Here is an 18,323-nt window from a genome sequence, read left to right on the forward strand (position 1 = left end):
CCCGTGACAGCCCGCCGCTTCCGACTCCGCCGTGCCGCTCCGCTGCTCGGTGTCCTCCTCACGGTCGCGGCGTGCTCCAGTGGCCCGGACACGACCGGCCCCGCCCAGGCGACCCCGGCCCCCAGCGGGTCGGTCGCGGCGGTGTGCGACAAGGAGCCGGCCGGTCCGGCGACGGCCCCGGCGGGCGCGGTCGTCGTCGACCCGGCGGTGCCCGGCGACCTCGCCACGAAGACGCGCTCGGCCGGCACCGGCACGACCTTCTGGCTCAAGCCGGGCAAGCACATCCTCGGCGACGACAAGTACGACCAGATCTCGCCCAAGGACGGCGATATCTACATCGGCGCCCCCGGCGCGGTCGTCGACGGCCGGAAGATCAACCAGTACGCGTTCACCGGCCACGGGACGAACGTCAAGCTCACCTACCTGACCGTCCAGGGCTTCGCCGCGCCCCGCGACGAGGGCGTGGTCAACCACGACTCCGGCGACGGCTGGGTGATCGAGCACTCGACCATCCAGGACAACGACGGCGCCGGCCTGATGGCGGGCGCGCGCCAGCAGGTGCGCGGCAACTGCCTGCGTCGCAACGGCCAGTACGGGATCAACGCCTTCTCCGGCAGCACCCCGATCACCGCGCTCGTCGTCGAGGGCAACGAGATCGCCGGCAACAACACCGGCGACTGGGAAGCGAAGATCGACGGCTGCGGCTGCACCGGCGGCGTCAAGTTCTGGGACGTCAACGGCGCGGACGTGCGCGGCAACTGGGTGCACGACAACCACGGCACCGGGTTGTGGGCCGACACGAACAACAACGACTTCCTCATCGAGGGCAACCTCATCGAGAACAACGACAGCGCCGCGCTGATCTACGAGATCAGCTACAACGCGATCATCCGCGACAACACGATCCGCAAGAACAACTGGGTCGACGGCCGCAAGTACGCCGACAAGGGCGACAACTTCCCGACTCCGGCGATCTACATCTCCGAGTCCGGCGGCGAGCCGCGGGTCAAGGCGCGGACGGCGAAGATCGAGATCTCCCGCAACTACCTGGAGAACAACTGGTCCGGGATCACGTTGTGGGAGAACGCCGACCGGTACTGCAACAGCCCGGCCAACACCAGCTCCGGCGACTGCACCCGGCTGGTGCCGGCCGTCAAGACGTGCGCGGACCCGGCCATCACGAGCGGGCCGCTGCTGAGCGACTGCCGCTGGAAGACCCAGCACGTCGACATCCACGACAACAAATTCGTCCTGGACCCCGCCGTCGTCGGCTGCCAGGCCTCGTGCGGCCGGATGGGCCTGCTCTCGAACTTCGGCACCTACCCGGACTGGTCGCCGTACAAGGGCGACGTGGTCCAGGAGGCGATCACGTACAAGCAGGACAATCGCTGGCACGACAACAGCTACGCCGGCCCGTGGACCTTCATCGCGTACACGACCGACCGCATCCTCGAGATCGGCGAGTGGGAAGGCTCGCCGTACTCGCAGGACACCGGCAGCACGTACACCGCACAGGCCGGGGGCTGACATGGCCGCGCACACCGGCATCGCGGGCATCCGCGGCGACGCCGCGGTGGCACCCGCGTCGGCGACGCCGAAGTGGGCGGCCGTGGCGTGGGCGCTGCTGATCCTCAACACGCTCGGCTCGACCGGCGCGAAGACGGTCATCCCGCTGCCGCGGTCGGTCAGCCAGCTGGTCACCATGGGCGCGCTGATGACGGCGTTCGTGATCGCGCTGGTGCTGAACAAGCACCTGCGGATCCGGCCGAGCGCGTACCTGCTGCTGCTGACGCTGCTGCTGGTGTCGAGCATCCTGTCCAGCGCCGACCTGCAGGAGGGCGCCGGCGCGTTGTTCCGGTGTTTCCGGCTCACGGTGTTCGTCTCCACGCTCTGGTTGCTGACCCGCTGGTGGGACGGCGGGTTCACGTTCGTCCGCGCCCACATCCGCACGTACGCCGTCGTGCTCGCGTCGGTGGCGATCGGCCTGGTGGTCTCGCCCGGCAACGCGATGCCGGAGGAGTACGGCGGCCGGCTCTCGGGCGCGATCTGGCCGCTCACGCCGCCGCAGATCGGCCAGTACGCGGGGGTCATCGCCGGGCTCACGCTCCTCCTCTGGTTCGGGCGCCGCACGACGTGGCGCAGCGCGCTGTCCATCGTGGTGCCGGCACTGGGGCTGCTGCTGCTCACGCACACCCGCACGGCGACGCTCGGCCTGGTCGCCGGACTGGCCGTGGCCTTCCTGTCGATGCTGCTCACCAGCGCCCGCGCGCGGAAGGTCTTCGCCTGGACGGTCGGCGTCGGCGGGGTCACCGGCGTGGTGCTGGCGGGCGCGCTGCAGGCGTGGTTCCTCCGCGGGCAGAGCGCGGACAACTTCTCCAGCCTGACCGGCCGCGCGAAGGTGTGGGACGCGCTGCTGGAGGCCCCGCGGACGACATCGGAGTACATCTTCGGGGTCGGGCTGACGGACAAGTCCTACGACGGCCTGCCGATCGACAACAGCTGGCTCGCGATCTACCACGAGCAGGGCTTCGTCGGGATCGCGCTGGTGGCGGGGTTCCTCCTCACGTTGGTCGTGGTGGCCGTGCTGCGGCCGCCGTCGCTGGCTCGCGCGTGCGCGATCTTCCTGATCACCTACTGCCTTTCGGCCTCCTACACCGAAGCCGGTCTCGGCGACGCGTCGCCGTACCTGCTGCACTTGGCCATCGCCGCGTCGCTGCTGGTCCGCGGGACGCCGCAGTCCGACGAACAAGCATTCATCCCGGCGAAGGGGACAAGCGCGTGAAGGTGCTCGTGGTGCACAACCGGTACCGGTCCGAGCAGCCGAGCGGCGAGAACAACGTCGTCGACGCCGAGGTGACGCTGCTCGCCGAAGGCGGGCACCAGGTGTCGCTGTTCGAACGCCGCAGCGACGACATCGCGTCCATGCCGGTGGCCCGCAAGGCCGCGGTGCCGCTGACGGTGCCGTGGAACCCGGCGGTCCGGAAGGAGCTCGCCGCCCGGCTGCGCGCGTCGCGCCCGGACGTCGTGCACATCCACAACACGTTCCCGCTGCTGTCGCCATCGGTGGTCGCGGCCTGCGCGGACGCGGGGGTACCCGCGGTCGCGACGCTGCACAACTACGGCATGGTCTGCCCACCCGGCACGCTCCACCGCGACGGCCACATCTGCACCGAGTGCGTCGGCGGCGCACCGCTGCCGGCGGTGAAGCACGGCTGCTACCGCGGTTCACGCGTGGCGACGCTCCCGATGGCAGCGAGCACGGCCGCGAACCGGCGCCGGTGGTGGACGGGCATCGCGCGGTTCTTCTGCATTTCGGCGGCTCAACGTGACCTCCTGGTGTCGGCCGGGATGCCCGGCGAGCGGATGGCGGTGAAGCACAACTTCGTCACCGACCCCGGCGTCCGCCGCACCGGCGACGGCAAGCACGTGCTGTTCCTCGGCCGCGTCACCGAGGAGAAGGGGGTCGGCCTGCTGATGCGGGCGTGGGACCGCCTCGGCGGTGCCCTGGGGATCCCGCTGGTCATCGCCGGTACGGGCCCGATGCAGGACGAGGTCGCGACCTGGGCGGCCCGCCGCGCCGACGTGTCGTACGTGGGCCTGCAGAACAAGGCGGAGTGCCGTGCCCTGACGGCCGACGCGGTGGCGGTGGTGGCGCCCTCGACGTGGCTGGAGGCGTTCGGCCTGGTGGTCGTCGAGGCGATGGCCGCCGGCGTCCCGACGGTGGCGGCGTCCCACGGCGCGTTCCCGGAGCTGGTCGACGACGGCGTCACCGGCCTCCTGCACGCGCCGAACGACACCGACTCGCTGGCGGACCGGCTGCGGGCGGTGGTCGGCGACCGCAACCGCGAGATGGGCGACGCGGCCCGGGTCCGGTACGAGAAGGACTTCACCCCGGCGGTGGGGCTCGACCGGTTGATCACCGGGTACGAGGCGGCGATCGAGGCGCGCGGGTGAGGCAGCTGGTCCGTGAGGCGCCCGCGGCCCTGCCGGCCGTGTTGCGCGCCCCCCTGGCCATGACGGCTGCCCTGGCTACGGCGGTCCTGGTCGCGCTCGGCATCCTGCACTTCCACGACTCGGGGTTGACCGGGATCGACGCGGCGGTGCTCCCGTCGATCGACGGGGTCCAGCCGCCGTGGCGGTACGTGGCCCTGGTCTTCGACTTCGGCGGTGAGCCGGTGGGGTCGACGATCCTGGTCGCGCTGATCGCGGTGGTGTGTTTCGTGGTCCACCGTGTCCGGGCGGCGGTGGTGACGGTGCTCGGCGTGGTGGTCGCGGTGGCGGTGACGACGGCGGTGAAGCCGATCGTCGGCCGCACGATCCATGGCGAGTTCCTCTCCTATCCGAGTGGGCACACGGCTTTGGCTACCGCGTTGGCCTTGGTGATCGGGCTGGTGGTGGCCGATCGGCTGGAGCTCGGCCGGGTGGCCGCGGTGGTTTTGGTGGTGGGGCTGGCTCTTTTGGCCGGGGTGGCCATGGGGTGGGCCGAGGTGGCGCTGGGGGCGCACTACCCGACGGATGCGGTGGGTGGGTTCTGTGCCGCGTTGGCGGCGGTCCCGGCGACGGCATGGCTGGTGGATCGCGTAGCCGAACGGCTGTGACGCCAGGGTCGGCGCAGAGCTGACGGCTGCCGTTGTCGTTGCCGTTGGGACTCGCTTGCCGATGAAGCAGGTTTGGTCGGCCGGTTGGTGCGACCAGCTGGTGAACCCGGTCCGGCCGGCTGCGGTCTTGGTGTCGGTCCGGGCGATTTCCGTTCGTCGGTGGGGTGACCTACCCGCGAAGGAGAGTCCGATGATCCAAGACCTGATCGCCGCCGAACGGCGGGAGCTGGCCGCCGTGCTTGAGGGGCTGGCGCCGGCCGACTGGGCTTTGCCCACCTTGTGTGCCGGTTGGCGGGTTCCCGAGGTTGTCGCGCACGTGACCATGCCCTTCCGCTTCTCGACCGGGCGGTTCGTGCGCGAGCTGGTGAAGTCCGGCGGCCGCTTCAACCGGATGGCCGATCGCGTCGCTCGCCAAGAGGCTGTCGAGCTTTCGCGGAACACCCTCGTCGCCTCGCTGCGGGACAACGCCGACCACCCGTGGCAGCCGCCCGGTGGCGGGCCGGAGGGGGCTCTGAGCCACGACGTCATCCACGGCCTCGACATCACGACCGCTCTCGGGCTGGATCGCCGCGTGCCCCGGGAACGGCTGGAAGTGGTACTCGGCGGGGTCAAGCCGAAGCTGGTGAAGTACTTCGGCACCCACCTGACCGGCGTCTGCCTGCGCGCCGACGATCTCGACTGGTCGTACGGCACCGGGACCCCGCTCACCGGCTCGGCCCAGGATCTTCTCCTTGTCCTCTGCAACCGGCGGCTGCCGGTGGGCCGTCTTCGGGGAGAGCCGAGCGCGCGCTTCACCACGGTCTGAGCTCCTTCCGCAGATCATCCATTGTGGACAGTGACGCGGTGCCGTACCGCAGTGCTTGCAGCCCGGCGGCACGTGCGGCCGCGACGTTTTCCGCGCGGTCGTCGATGAGCAGGATCCGGTTCGGGATCACGTCGAGACGCCGGCATACGCCGGTGAACGATTCGGGATCCGGCTTGCGCACCCGGGTGTCGCCGCTGACGAACCAGTCGGTCAGGTACTCGCCGAGGCCGAACCGCTCGCGCAGGAGCTTCGACCACTCGCTGACGTCGTTGCTCGAACAACCGAGCCGCACGCCGGTCGTCTCGAGTTCGGCGAGGACCGCGACCACGCCTTCGGTCAGGCGGTGGTTCCGGCAGTACTCCTCGTCCGACGCGCCGGATGCGCCGGCGTTCGCCCAGAAGTCCGCGGAGGACATCTTGCCGAGGCTGCATTCCTCATGCAGCTGGGCGATTTCGTCCCGGCGCAGCACGCAGCCGTGGCTGCGTAGGTAGGGCACGAGCAACTCGCCGACGTCGTCGGCGGAGGAGTAGAGGACGCCCATCGCATCGAACAGGACGATGTCGATCGCGTCGCGGTCGAGCGGGGCAGGGATGGTGGACATGTCTCCGACGGTACCGAACACTCGTGCGAACGCCATCGCTGAAACGGGTGAAGTGCCGCTGTCCGGAATTCTCCGTTCGCGACTTTTCCCTTCGGCTGCAACGAAAAATGCCGCTTGGGGCGACCGTCGCGGCGAAAAGTGTCGGACCCCCTCGGCAAGCTTCCGATCAGCAGCCGGCGGTCCCACCGTCGAACGAAGAACACTCGTCCTGCGAGTAGGGCCCCGCCCGCCAGCCCGCAGCGTCGACCGTCCTGGAGGTGTCATGCACGACGAAGGTCCACGGCCCGGCATAGGAGTTGTCGTGCCACCGGTTGCCCTGCCGGAAGGTGATCGCCTCCTGCACGACGGTTCCCTTGTAGGGGGACCAGTCCGGGAAGGTCCCGTAGTTCGACAGCAGCGCCATCCGCCCACAGAGGGTCGTGCACCCCACCCGTCCCGGATCGAACCGGAAGGTGTTCCCGTGGACCTCCACGCGCTGGGTCTTCCAGCGGCAGTCGTCGTACGCCGGCCGGGTCGCGATGGTTCCCGCCGCGCACGACGAACTCGAAGTCACCTTGGTGCAGTAGCCCGAAGACGTGTTCGCCGGGCTGGTGCAGAAGCGGTCGGCGTTCTCCCACAACGTGATCCCGGCCCAGTTGTCCTCGAACGCGTTCCCGCTGATGTCGACGGCCGACGTCCGCGCCGGCACGCGGGGCTCGCCGCCCGACTCCGACAGGTACACCGTCGCTGCCGGGAAGTTGTCGCCGCGCGACGCGAACGCGCGGCCCTGCACCACGGCGTTGCCGCGGAACGTGTTGCCGCGCAGCACGAGGTTGTAGCTGATCTCGTAGAACAGCGCCTCGGCGTCGTTGGCCTCGAACAGGTTGTCCTCGATGAGGAAGTCGTTGTTGTTCGTGTCCGCCCACAGGCCGGCGCCGTGGTTGCCGTGGACCCAGTTTCCGCGGATGTCGGCGCCGTTCACGGCCCAGAACTTGGCGCCGCCGCTGCACCCGCAGCCCGGCACCTTGGCCTCCCAGTCGCCGGTGTTGTTGCCGGTGATCTCGTTGCCCTCCAGCACGAGCCCGGTGATGCCGTCACCGGCCTGGTAGGCGTTGAGCCCGTACTGGCCGTTGTCGCGCAGGCAGCTGTGCCGGACGACCTGGCGCGCCCCGGCCATCAGCGCCGCGCCGGCGTTGTCCTCGATGGTCGTGTCCGCGATGAGCCAGCCGTCGCCGGAGTCGTGGTTCACCACGCCCTGGTCCTGGAGCGCGGCGAACCCGCGGATCGTGAGCCCGTGGAGCTCGACGTCCCGGGCCCGCTGGGTGAAGGCCGCCTGGTTGACGCCGCGGCCGTCGACGACCGCGCCCGGCGCGCCGAGGTACACGTCGCCGTCCTTCGGGGCGACCTGGCCGTACTGGTCGGTGCCGAGCGTGTGGGTGCCGGGGCGGAGCCAGAACGTCGTGCCCGGCGGGTTCGCCGCCGTCTTCGTCGAAAGGTCCCCGTCGACGCCCGGATCGACGGGGACGGCCCCGGGAGGCACTTCCTCGTACTGCGTGGGCTGGTGGTCGCACACCGGCCCGGGCCCGTCGGCGGCCCGCGCGAGCGCCGGGCAAGCCACGGCGATCAGGAGCGAGCAAGCGGCGACGAGTACAACACGAGATCTGCCCATGGATGGAAGTTACGCACGAACGGGCCGGAAAACAGTCACCCTCAAGTGTCCTCATCGGACCTACGGGGTGAATCCGGCCCGTCCGTGGGGGGAGGCGACGGCGAAGGGCGACCCGGGCGGGCTCCCCGGCCGGCCGGCGCCGATGCCGCGTCAGGAGAACTTGCGGAACACGGGCTGCACCGGGCGGCCGCCCATCCACGGCGCCGGGTCGTTGGCGTCGAGGGCCTTCCGGTAGACCGTGCAGGCCTGGGTGACCACGTCGACGGTCTGGTCGATGTCCGCCTCGGTGAGCGCGGCACTGACCACGAAGGACGGTCCGAGCACGCCACCGCTGATCAGCTCGCGCAGGAACAGCGTCCGGTACGGCTGCGACGGCTTGCCGTGCTCGTCCAGCGTGCCGAAGACCAGGTTGCTGGCCCGGCCGCGGACGACCACGTGGTCGCCGACCCCGATCCCGGCGGCGACCTCGCGGACACCGGCGGCGAGCCGGTCGCCGAGGGCGTGCAGCCGGCCGATGACGTCCTCGTCGCGGTAGACGTCCATCACCGCCATCGCGGCGGCGAGGGAGTGGGTCTCCGCGCCGTGCGTGGTGGAGAGCAGGAACACCCGCTCGCGGTCGGTGCGCAGGCCGCCGATCTCCATCAGCTCCCGCTTGCCCGCGAGCGCGGACACGGCGAAGCCGTTGCCGAGGGCCTTGCCGAACGTCGAGAGGTCCGGCGTGACGCTGTAGAGGCCCTGGGCGCCGTGGGCCGACCACCGGAAGCCGGTGATCATCTCGTCGAAGACGAGCACGACGCCGTGGCGGCTGGTCAGCTCACGCAGCCCCTGCAGGTACCCCGGTGGCGGCTCGACCGCCGCCGCGGCCTCCAGGATCATGCACGCGATCTCGCCGTCGTGGCGCTGCAGCAGCTCCTCCGCGGCCTTCAGGTCGCCGTACGGGAAGGACACGACCGCTTCCGTCGTCTCGTCCGGGATGCCCGCGTTCATCGCCGTCGTGCCGATGAACCAGTCGTCGGTCGAGAAGAAGGCGTGGTCGGCGCACTTCGCGACGAGCCGGCGGCCGGTGGCGGCACGCGCCAGCCGGACCGCGGCGGTCGTGGCGTCCGAGCCGTTCTTGGTGAACTTCACCATGTCGGCCGTCGGCACGTTCTCCAGGAACCGCTCGGCGGCCTCGGCCTCGATGATCGAGGGGCGGATGAAGTTGCTGCCCTTGCCGAGCTCGGCCCGGACCGCGTCGAGGACCCGCGGGTGGGCGTGACCCAGGCTGACCGCTCGCAGCCCGGAGCCGTACTCGATGTAGTCGTTGCCGTCGACGTCCCAGACGTGACCGCCGAGGCCGTGCGAGATGACCGGAGCCATCCTTTCGGGATACTGGTCCGAGCCCTTGGCGTAGGTGTGCGCACCGCCCGGGATGACCCGGTGCAGCCGCTCGTTCGCCTCCGTGGAGCGGGGCAAGTTCGTTCCCATGGGGGTCACCTCGTTGGTTTCAACGCCTCTCCGAGAGACGGCGCGCGCTCATCCCGGTCACTGACCATTGTGACCGACAGTGGCCACAAAATGTCCAATTCAGGGTCTTTGTACGAAATCGTGATGTCTTCGGACGGATCGTGGGCGCGATCGATACGGTACGCGACGTCCGAGGGATCCGTGAGTGACTGGAATCCGTGCGCGCACCCCGCGGGGATGTACACGGAAACCTGTGTCTCACCGGAAAGTTCGAATGTTTTGACAGTGCGGAATGTCGGCGAATCCGGTCGGAGGTCCACGACGACGTCGAAGATCGCGCCGTGCGAACACCGCACCAGCTTCGCCTCGCCGGCGCCGCCCCGCAGGTGCATCCCGCGCACGACTCCCTTGCGGGAACGGGAAAGGCTGTCCTGCGCGAAGCCGTCCGGGTCGATTCCCACCGACGCGACGACGTCGCGGTCGAACGTCCGGCTGAAGAAGCCGCGCTCGTCACCGTGCGGAGTCGGTTCGAACAGGTACACGCCCTGGATTTCGGGCACCGGAATGGCCTTCATCGCCCACCCCCGAAGAGGGCCGCCGAAAGGGCGGCGAACTGGTCCTTGAGCCGTTGCGCGTTCATGTCGTTCCGTTCCAGGAGCGTCTGGCGCAGTTCCGCCGAGCGGTTCTCCAGCTCGGTGAACTGCTCGAGGAGCCGGTCGTGGTCGACGTCCTTCGCCCGCTGGGTGAAACCGTCGAGGCCCATCTCCGCCATCAGCACGTCGTTCTTCGGCGCGTACCCGATCGCGACGGTCGGTTTCGCGACCTTCAGGGCGCAGAGCACGTTGTGGTAGCGCGTGGCCACCACGCTGTCCACCGCCGCCATCTCGTGCATCAGCTCGTCCAGGGTCTCCGCCGAAGCGGCCGTCACCAGCGGGGAAGCGGTCTTCTCGATGATCTCGTCGACGACCTGCCGGTCGATCTGGTCACCGATGAACAGCCGGACGGGCCTGCCCCGGTCCACGAGCCACGCGACGAACCAGTTCATCGTGTCCACGTAGTGGCGGTAGATGCGGTCGCCGTCGGCGCGGTCGTCGTTGCCGCCGTAGTAGGCCATCACGCCGATGCCGACGGTGCCCGGCGCACCGGCGGCGTCCGGAGTGGGGAGGGAGAACGCGAGGTCGGGGTAGACCTCGTCGCGGCTGGTGTCGACACCCATGGCGCGCATGGCGTCGCGGGAGATGTCGTCGCGGTAGGAGCGGTAGGCGGCGAGCCGGCCGGACCAGCGGACGAGCGCCCGCGTGGCCCGCGCACTGATCTCGTTGGCGCCGACGCTGACCAGTGCGACCTTGGTGCCGAAGAGCCGCCCGGTGGCGGAGAGGAGGAACAGCGAATACGGGAAACCCCACGGGCGCAACGGAAGCGTCGCTTCGAGGACGCCCATGCCGGGCACGATGACGACGTCCTGCTGGCGGACCCAGGCGGCCGTGCGGCCGATGTCGACCAGCTTGCCGAGTCCCTTGAGGACGATCGAGCGGAGGCCGGACGCCGTTTCGTACTCGGCCTGGTTCCAGTGCAGGGGCGTGGTGTCGACGCCGTACCGCTCGCGGACGACGTCCGGACCGCCCACCAGGCCGGTCAGGACGGCGTCCGGGTGTTCGGCGCGGAGGTAGCCGAGCACGGCTTCGAGGGAACCGTCGTTGCCGAGGTTCCCCGAGCCGAGCAGGCCGAAGACGCCGACGCGCGGGGCACGCTTCACGCGAGCCTGCCTTCGCGGCCGGCCACGATCGTGTTGACCGTGGCGACGTCGGAGGCGGTCGGTGCGCGGTCCTCGACGCGCTCGCCGTGACCGGACTTCGCGCGGTTGGTCAGCCAGGCGCCGAGGTGCCCGAAGCACTCGCGCTTGTCGGCGGCCGAGATCGGCGCGCGCCGGATGAGGTCCGCGAACCCGAAGACGTACTCGCCGAGCAGGCGGACGGTGGGGTTCCGGAGCCGGTTCGCGCGCCGCGGGTCCAGATTCGCGCACCGGCTCCGGATGGTCGGGTTGGCCCGTTCCGCGCGGCCCGGGTGGTCGCGGCGGAAGTAGAGCAGCTCGGGCACCTGGTGGAACGGGCCGTGCAGGGCCATCTCGGCCGAGTACGTCCGGTCGGCGTGGTGGTAGCTGTCGAGCGGCTTGACGCGGCGGAGGACGTCGGCGCGGATGACGCCGTAGAAGTCGTCGCCGCCGGGCTCGAACAGGATGCTGCGGAAGCGGTCCGGGGCGTGCGGGGACGCCGTGTCCAGCGTGTACTCGAGCGGCTGGACGATGCGGCCGTCGCCGTCGATGATGGCCTGGTCGCAGTGGGCGAGAATGACGTCCGGGCGCTCGTCGAGGGCCTCGATGCACCGCTTGAGCAGGTCGCGGGCGTAGAGGTCGTCGTGGGAAACCCACTTGAATAGCTCGGTGCGGGACACGTCGAACACGTAGTTGTGGTTCGGGGTCGCACCGATGTTCTTCGGCTGCCGGACGTAGCGGATCCGGGCGTCCTTCTCGGCGTAGCGGCGGCAGATCTCGTCGGTGCCGTCGGTGGAGGCGTTGTCCGAGATGATCAGCTCGAAGTCTTCGTAGGTCTGGCCGAGCAGGGCGTCCAGCGACTCGGCGAGGTACTCCTCGCCGTTGTACACCGGGAGGCCGAGGCTCAGCCGCGGGACGGTGGTCATGGAGTCCTCATTCCTTGATCGGCTCTTTGATCGGCTCGAAGACCACGGTGATCTCGTTGTGCGTTTCCCTGATCGGGGCGAAGACCACGGTCGTCTCGTTGACCCCGGCGTCGGCCGGGACCGGCGGCACGTACTCGCGCAGCCCGAGCCGCAGCTGCCACCACCAGACGACCGATCCGGTGAGCGTCGCGGTCGCGACGCCCCAGGCGGACCCGGCCGCGTCGCCGAGGAAGGCGCCGGTGATGCCGAACGTGACGTAGAAGAGGGAGGCGATCAGCTGCGACCGCAGGCTCCGCGGTGCCGCGCCCAGGGCCCGGAGGCCGGCCGCCGCGCCGGTGGCGAAGCTCGCGCCGACCACGGCGAGGGTGACCGGGAGAATCAGCGGGGACGACGAGTCCCACACCGAGCCCATCACCCAGCGGCCGGCGCTGTCGGGCAGCAGGAGCAGCAGGCCGAGGCCCCAGCACAGCGCCGCGGCGGCCTGGCCGCCGCCGAGGATCACGCAGAAGTGCTTCAGCCGGTGTGGCGCCCGCTGGAGCACTCGCGCGCCCTCGGCGACGGTGACCAGGGACAGCCCCATGAGCAGGGCCAGGAACGGGCCGAGCAACTGCTCCGCACCGCGGACCGCGCCGACGGCGGTGATGCCGGCGATGGCGCCGAGACCGTACGCGCGCAGCTGGGACGCGCCGCTGTTGCTGACGTTCTCGAGGAGGTACCGGACACTCAGATCGCGCTGCGAGCGAAGCCAGCCGACGAGCTCCCGCGGGTGCGGGAGGATCCCGGTCTGGAACCAGCCGAAGACCGCGGCGAGGGCGGCCGCGACGCCCCACGCGAGCACGAAGGCGACGACCGTGCCGACCTCGGCGGCGACGAACAGCGCCGGGATCAGCGCGACGCCGCACACGACGTCGTTGAGGAACGCTTTCTTCCCCTGGCCGCGAGCGAAGAAGGCGAACCGCCAGGCGTCCTGCAGCAGCAGGCCCGGCATCACGACGGCGAGCGCGACGAAGGCGTTGCCGAGCGGGCCGCCCGCGGCCAGCCCGGCGACCAGGCTGACCAGCCCGGTCACGCAGCCGACGCCGATCGCGGTGCCGGACGCGCTGGCGACCCCCAGGCGCCAGCGGTCCTCCGGCACCGCGCTGAACCGCACCATCAGCGGATCGGTCGCCAGGCCGCGCGAGATGTTGAGCACCACGCCGTAGGTGACCCAGGCGAGGCTGAAGATGCCGAAGGCGAACGTCCCGAGCGAGCGGGCCACGTACAGCCCGACGGCGAAGTTGGTCAGGCTGGACACCGCCTGGTCGCCGAGGCCCCAGCTCAGCCGTCCGGCCATGGCGCGCACGGCGCCGTTCCGGAGCAGCGAGCGAGGGGCCCGGCGATGGTTGGCCACGTCGCTCACTCCTTGACCAGACCGGCGTCGTGCAGGGCCCGGGCGGCGACGTCGACGATGTCGAAGGGAAGCCCGGCCCGCTCGGCGATGTCCAGGAGCGAGTGCTCGCCGTCGGAGAGGTTGAGCACCCAGAGCATGGCCATCTGGGCCTGCTTGGCGTCGCTGCGGCCGCCGAGCGAGTCGTACAGCCCGCGCTTGCCGAGCTGCGGCTCGCCGTACGGGCTGAGGTTGACGTACCGGCGGTTGCGGTCCAGGACGCCGAAAGCGTCGCGAAGCGCGCCGAGCGTGTCCTCCATGGCCGCCGGCGAAACGAAGCTCGGGTTGTCCGCCGAGGTGTGGTACTCGGGGTAGCCCGCGTACGGCGTCCGCGTCAGCGAGCCGACGCCGAGGTTGAAGCCCGGCGAGCAGAACTGGCGCTCGTCGTAGCCGTACGGCGAGAAGTCGACCACGCGGTGTTCGCGCGAGCGCAGCACGTGCTGCACGACGCGGTCGATCTCGGCGTCGTCGCGGCGGGACTTCTTGTACGTCAACGATCCCGGGTCGCCCGCGCACGCCAGCACCAGGCCGTGACGAACCTTCTCGATCCGTGAGGCGTTGCGGGCCAGCCAGGTGATCGAGCCGATCGTCCCCGGCATGAAGAGGAACCGGTACGTGTAGTGCGGCTGCGACGCCGCCAGCTGCTGCGCCAGCGAAACCGCCACCGCGATGCCGGCCAGGTTGTCGTTGGCCAGCGACGGGTGGCAGACGTGGCACGACACGATGACCTCGTCGGTGACGCGGCCCGGCACGACGTGCTCGCCGTACGTCAGCGAGCCGTCGGCCAGGGTCGAGTCGATGACGACGTCGTACTCGCCGTCGGGCAGCGCGTCGAGCTTCTCCTGAGCCAGGCAGAAACCCCAGGCCGGGGCGTAGTAGCTTGTCCGGTAGGGCACCCACGACGGCTGGTCCGGCAGCGTGTGCAGGTGCTCCCGCAGCTCGCTCAGCGGCATCCGCTGCCGCACCGGGACGCTGTACCCGACGACGTGCAGGTTCGACTCCTGGAAGTCGATGATGCGCGAGCCGTCGGGAGCAGCGACGTACGCGTCCCGGATGTTCCACTCCTGCGGGATCGTCCAGTCCAGCACCTGCGTGCCGGTCGGGACCTCGTGCCGCTCCAGCGCGATGTGCTCGCCGATGATGTCCAAGGTCTGCCGCACACCGTCGCCGGTGATGCTGCGGCAGATCGGGTACAGCCGCTCGACCAGGGCGTGCAGCTCCGCCCCCGTCCGCAGCTGCGGGCCCCCCACTAGCGCCGCCGCATCGTGTCGTCGACGCGGCCGGCTTCGCCCTCGCTCTTCAGCCAGGCGAGCCGGGTGAACAGCTTCTCGAACGACTCCCGGGTCAGCCCGAACTTGCGGTAGGCCTCGATCAGCTCGACGGCGCCGTCCTTGACCGACCACTCGCAGGCGAAGCCCGGGATGGCCTCGCGGAAGCGCGAGAAGTCCACCCGGTACGAGCGCGGGTCGGCGCCGGCCTCGCCGGTGATGTTCAGCGTCGAGCCCGGCACGGCCTCGACGACCTCCTGGGCGATCTCGGCGACGGTGACGTTGTTGTCCTCGGTGCCGATGTTGAACGCCTTGTTGTGCACGGCCTCCTTGGGCGCGGTCAGCGCGGCGGCGAACGCGCGCGCGATGTCCTGGGCGTGCACCAGAGGCCGCCACGGCGTGCCGTCGGAGAGCACCAGCACCTCGCCGGACAGGTGCGCGTGCGCCGTGAGGTTGTTCAGCACGATGTCGCCGCGCAGCCGGGGCGAGTAGCCGAACGCGGTCGCGTTGCGCATGTAGACCGGGGTGAAGTCGTCGTCGGCGAGCTCGTGGACGTCGGCCTCGACGCGCACCTTCGACTCCGCGTACGGCGTCACCGGCTTCAGCGGCGCGTCCTCGTTGACGAGGTTGGCACCGCCCGCGCCGTACACCGAGCAGGTCGACGCGTAGAGGTATCGCCCGACGCCGGCCTCCTTCGCCAGCTTCGCGAGCTTCACCGACGCGTGGTGGTTGATGTCGTAGGTCAGCTCCGGCGCGAGCGAGCCGAGCGGGTCGTTCGACAGCGCGGCGAGGTGGATGACCGCGTCGAAGCCCTCGACGTGCGAAACGGTGACGTCGCGCAGGTCGACGGCCACCCCAGCCGGGTCGGCCGGCGTGGGCCCGAGCAGGCAGTCCTCGAACAGCCCCGAGTCGAGGCCGACGACCTCGTGACCGGCGGCGGCGAGGACCGGGGCCATCACCGTCCCCAGGTAGCCCTTGTGCCCCGTCAGCAACACCCGCATCGGATCAGCCCTTCAGGTCGAGAGTGAGTTTCTTGACGAAAAACGCTTCGGCGTACTTCGCGGCCGCTTCGATCCCGCGGATCCGCGCCAGCCCGAGGAACGCTTCGCGGTCGTACCAGCCGCGGTGTCGCTGCGACGCGTAGTGCTCCTGCAAGAGCCGGACCTTCGATTCCGCGACGTCGTCGTCGAGCGGCTGGTAGACCGAAGGCGCCCCGAGGTCGCCGTCCCACTTGACGATCTCGTAGCCCAGCGCCAGGTGGTCGCGGAACGTCGTCGGCACCAGCTTCGCGAGCCCGCGGTGGTCCTGGTGGGCGTCGTCGGTGCGCGGCGCCAGGATGACGTCCGGGTCGGTCCGCCGCCGCAGCTCCTCCAGCGCGTTCTTGGCCTCTTCCCAGTGCGCCGGGAAGCGCCCGTCCGGCAGCTTCAGCACCGTGACGTCGAGCTCGGCGCCCGGGCAGAACGCCGCGAGCGCCGCGCGCTCCTCGTCCTCGCGGGGCGTGCCGCCGCCGGAGAGGACCAGTGCGTCGACCTTCAGGCCCGGCCGCGACGCGCACAGCGTCAGCAGCGTGCCGCCGCCGCCGATCGCGATGTCGTCGCAGTGCGCGCCGAGCGCGACGACGCCGCCGAGCCGCCCCGGCCGGAGCCCGATCACGCGATGCTCGCCGCGGGGCGCTCCCAGAGCGCCCAGGGCCGCTGCCCGTGGGTGTACGCGTCGTCGAGCGCCGCCCGCTCCTTGACCGTGTCGGTCGGCTTCCAGAACCCGCGGTACGGGTAGGCCAGCAGCCGGCCGCGCTTGGCCAGCTCGCCACAGCCGTCGGCAACCAGGTCGCCGTTTTCCGGGATGTGGTCGAAGACCTCCTGGCGCAGCACGAAGTACCCGCCGTTCTCCCACAGCGGCATCTCGCTGACCGCGGTGATCGAGCCGACCATCCCGCCTTCGTCCATCTCCACGCAGTGGAACGACGACTGCGGCGGCACGACCATCATCGACGCACCCGTGTCGGACTTCGAGAACCGGTCGATCATGTCCGGCAGCGGCACGTCGGAAAGGACGTCGGCGTAGTTCGCGAGGAACATCTCGTCGCCGTCGAGGTAGTCGCGGACGCGGCGCAGGCGCTCACCGATCGGCGACTCGATGCCGGTCTGCACGAAGGTGATCGTCCAGTCGGCGATGTCGGTCGACAGCAGCTCCGGCTGCCCGTTGCGCAGGATGAAGTCGTTGGAAATGGTTTCCTGGTAGTTCAGGAAGAAGTTCTTGATGTGCGCCGCGCCGTAGCCCAGGCACAGGATGAACTCCGTGTGGCCGAAATGCGCGTAGTAGCGCATGACGTGCCAGATGAGCGGTCTCGGTCCGACCATCGCCATCGGCTTCGGGACGTCGTCGGCCGCGCCGTTGCGCATCCGCATCCCGTAGCCACCGCAGAAGAGAACGACCTTCACTTCAAGACACCTCGACGATTTCCAGGCGGGGAATGGGGAACACGAGCTTTCCGCCCCAGGCACCCACGAACGACAGCTGTTCGGTCAGTTCCTCCCGGAGGTTCCACGGGAGGACGAGCACGTAGTCGGGCCGGTCGGCTTCGATCCGCTCCGGGGGCAGCACCGGGATCCGGGTGCCCGGGGTGAACCGGCCGTGCTTGTACGGGTTGCGATCGACCGTGTACTGCAGCAGGTCCGTCCGGATGCCGCAGTGGTTCAGCAGGGTGTTTCCCTTGCCCGGGGCGCCGTAGCCGACGACGGTCTTCCCGTCGTTGCGCGCCTCGATGAGGAACTTCAGCAGGTCCAGCCGCACGCGGGTGACGCGCTCGGCGAACTCGGTGTAGCCGGACAGCTCGTGCAGCCCGGCGGCCTTCTCCTGCTCCAGCACGTCGGTCATCCGCTCACTGGGCTCGCCCGCCACCTCGTCGGGACGCGCCCAGAGCCGGATCGACCCGCCGTGCGTCGGCACCAGTTCGACGTCGACGACCGTCAGGCCGCCGGTCGCGAGGGCCCGGCGCGCGGATTCGACCGTGTAGTACTGGAAGTGCTCGTGGTAGATCGTGTCGTACTGGTTCTTCTCGATCAGCGTGAGCAGGTGCTGGACCTCGATGGAGACCCAGCCGTCGTCGGCGACCAGTGCCCGCAGGCCCTTGGTGAAGCCGAGGACGTCGGGGATGTGCGCGTAGACGTTGTTGGCGGCGACGAGGTCGGCCGGGCCGTGCTCCTCGCGCACCTGCAGGCCGGTTTCCTCGGAGAGGAACGCGGTCAGGGTGGGCACGCCGGCGTCGCGCGCCGCCTGCCCGACGTTCACCGAAGGTTCGACGCCCAGACACCGGATGCCGTGCCCGACGACGTGCTTGAGCAGGTAGCCGTCGTTGCTGGCGACCTCGACGACGAACGACTTCTCGCCGAGTCCCAGCCGCTCGACGGACCCGTCGACGAACCGCTTCGCGTGCTCGACCCACGACGTCGAGAACGACGAGAAGTAGGCGTACTCGGTGAAGGTGTCGTCAGGATCGATCAGCGGGGGGATCTGGGCGAGCCAGCAGTCGGTGCACACCAGGAGGTGGAGCGGAAACGTGGCTTCCGGCTCGTCGAGCTGTTCGGCGGTCAAGAATCGCTCACAGGGGGGAGTGGCCCCGAGGTCCACGACGCTGGCCGTGTTTGTCGAACCGCAGAGTCGACATGTGGTCATCTACCCAGGCTCCTTGGCTCGCGGTCGCGATGTGCGCTTAACACGTCGAGCAGGGGTGGACCGTCGTTACAGCGAGCCGTGGCGGCGCCGTGGACCGATTCGGAACCGCAACCTGGATCGCGGGAATGTGGCAGAGATCACGGACGGTGCCCGCTCGGA

At 70.0% G+C, this 18,323-nt stretch carries 17 protein-coding genes; 5 read left to right on the forward strand and 12 right to left on the reverse strand.

What is annotated here, in order from left to right; genetic code table 11:
- Positions 1-3 precede the first annotated feature (3 nt).
- From AB0N03_RS14730 to AB0N03_RS14750, 5 genes are all read left to right on the forward strand, one after another.
- Entirely contained in the window at positions 4-1,527 is a 1,524-nt protein-coding gene (locus tag AB0N03_RS14730; RefSeq protein WP_364370735.1) for a right-handed parallel beta-helix repeat-containing protein, read from the forward strand.
- Between the two features lies 1 nt (position 1,528).
- Positions 1,529-2,782, forward strand: a complete 1,254-nt coding sequence (locus AB0N03_RS14735; protein WP_364370737.1) for an O-antigen ligase domain-containing protein — start codon at positions 1,529-1,531, stop codon at positions 2,780-2,782.
- A complete protein-coding gene (locus AB0N03_RS14740; protein WP_364370740.1) occupies positions 2,779-3,954 on the forward strand; it encodes a glycosyltransferase in 1,176 nt (391 codons plus the stop codon). Before AB0N03_RS14735 ends, AB0N03_RS14740 begins: the two co-directional genes overlap by 4 nt.
- Positions 3,951-4,598, forward strand: a complete 648-nt coding sequence (locus AB0N03_RS14745; RefSeq protein ID WP_364370743.1) for a phosphatase PAP2 family protein — start codon at positions 3,951-3,953, stop codon at positions 4,596-4,598. The genes AB0N03_RS14740 and AB0N03_RS14745 overlap by 4 nt, the downstream gene beginning before the upstream one ends.
- A 190-nt stretch (positions 4,599-4,788) precedes the next feature.
- On the forward strand, positions 4,789-5,403 hold the full coding sequence (locus tag AB0N03_RS14750; RefSeq protein ID WP_364370746.1) for a maleylpyruvate isomerase family mycothiol-dependent enzyme: 615 nt from the start codon (positions 4,789-4,791) through the stop codon (positions 5,401-5,403).
- Here AB0N03_RS14750 and AB0N03_RS14755 read toward each other — a convergent pair.
- From AB0N03_RS14755 to AB0N03_RS14810, 12 genes are all read right to left on the reverse strand, one after another.
- A complete protein-coding gene (locus tag AB0N03_RS14755) occupies positions 5,390-6,004 on the reverse strand; it encodes an HAD-IA family hydrolase (protein ID WP_364370749.1) in 615 nt (204 codons plus the stop codon). The genes AB0N03_RS14750 and AB0N03_RS14755 overlap by 14 nt on opposite strands.
- Before the next feature lie 166 nt (positions 6,005-6,170).
- Positions 6,171-7,652, reverse strand: a complete 1,482-nt coding sequence (locus AB0N03_RS14760) for a right-handed parallel beta-helix repeat-containing protein (protein WP_364370751.1) — start codon at positions 7,650-7,652, stop codon at positions 6,171-6,173.
- Positions 7,653-7,802: 150 nt separating this feature from the next.
- Positions 7,803-9,119: a glutamate-1-semialdehyde 2,1-aminomutase gene (locus AB0N03_RS14765; RefSeq protein WP_364370754.1), complete on the reverse strand. Its 1,317-nt coding sequence runs from the start codon at positions 9,117-9,119 to the stop codon at positions 7,803-7,805.
- A gap of 5 nt (positions 9,120-9,124) precedes the next feature.
- Positions 9,125-9,673 carry a dTDP-4-dehydrorhamnose 3,5-epimerase gene (rfbC, locus tag AB0N03_RS14770; protein ID WP_364370757.1) on the reverse strand — a complete coding sequence of 183 codons (549 nt, stop codon included), beginning with the start codon at positions 9,671-9,673 and terminating at the stop codon, positions 9,125-9,127.
- On the reverse strand, positions 9,670-10,854 hold the full coding sequence (locus AB0N03_RS14775; protein WP_364370760.1) for a polysaccharide pyruvyl transferase family protein: 1,185 nt from the start codon (positions 10,852-10,854) through the stop codon (positions 9,670-9,672). The genes rfbC and AB0N03_RS14775 overlap by 4 nt, the downstream gene beginning before the upstream one ends.
- Entirely contained in the window at positions 10,851-11,795 is a 945-nt protein-coding gene (locus AB0N03_RS14780) for a glycosyltransferase family 2 protein (RefSeq protein WP_364370762.1), read from the reverse strand. Before AB0N03_RS14780 ends, AB0N03_RS14775 begins: the two co-directional genes overlap by 4 nt.
- A 7-nt stretch (positions 11,796-11,802) precedes the next feature.
- Positions 11,803-13,185: a hypothetical protein gene (locus tag AB0N03_RS14785; RefSeq protein ID WP_364370765.1), complete on the reverse strand. Its 1,383-nt coding sequence runs from the start codon at positions 13,183-13,185 to the stop codon at positions 11,803-11,805.
- Between the two features lie 5 nt (positions 13,186-13,190).
- Positions 13,191-14,471: a DUF4910 domain-containing protein gene (locus AB0N03_RS14790; protein ID WP_364370767.1), complete on the reverse strand. Its 1,281-nt coding sequence runs from the start codon at positions 14,469-14,471 to the stop codon at positions 13,191-13,193.
- Positions 14,471-15,490: an SDR family oxidoreductase gene (locus tag AB0N03_RS14795; RefSeq protein ID WP_364370770.1), complete on the reverse strand. Its 1,020-nt coding sequence runs from the start codon at positions 15,488-15,490 to the stop codon at positions 14,471-14,473. Before AB0N03_RS14795 ends, AB0N03_RS14790 begins: the two co-directional genes overlap by 1 nt.
- A 4-nt stretch (positions 15,491-15,494) precedes the next feature.
- Positions 15,495-16,142 (reverse strand): PIG-L deacetylase family protein, encoded by a 648-nt coding sequence (locus AB0N03_RS14800; RefSeq protein ID WP_364370773.1) that lies wholly within the window; start codon positions 16,140-16,142, stop codon positions 15,495-15,497.
- Positions 16,139-16,930, reverse strand: coding sequence for a glucose-1-phosphate cytidylyltransferase (locus AB0N03_RS14805; protein WP_364370776.1), 792 nt, complete (start codon positions 16,928-16,930; stop codon positions 16,139-16,141). Before AB0N03_RS14805 ends, AB0N03_RS14800 begins: the two co-directional genes overlap by 4 nt.
- A gap of 1 nt (position 16,931) precedes the next feature.
- Positions 16,932-18,164 carry a class I SAM-dependent methyltransferase gene (locus tag AB0N03_RS14810; RefSeq protein WP_364370779.1) on the reverse strand — a complete coding sequence of 411 codons (1,233 nt, stop codon included), beginning with the start codon at positions 18,162-18,164 and terminating at the stop codon, positions 16,932-16,934.
- Positions 18,165-18,323: the final 159 nt, after the last annotated feature.

The organism is Amycolatopsis sp. NPDC051061, from assembly GCF_040682935.1.
GTDB lineage: Bacteria > Actinomycetota > Actinomycetes > Mycobacteriales > Pseudonocardiaceae > Amycolatopsis.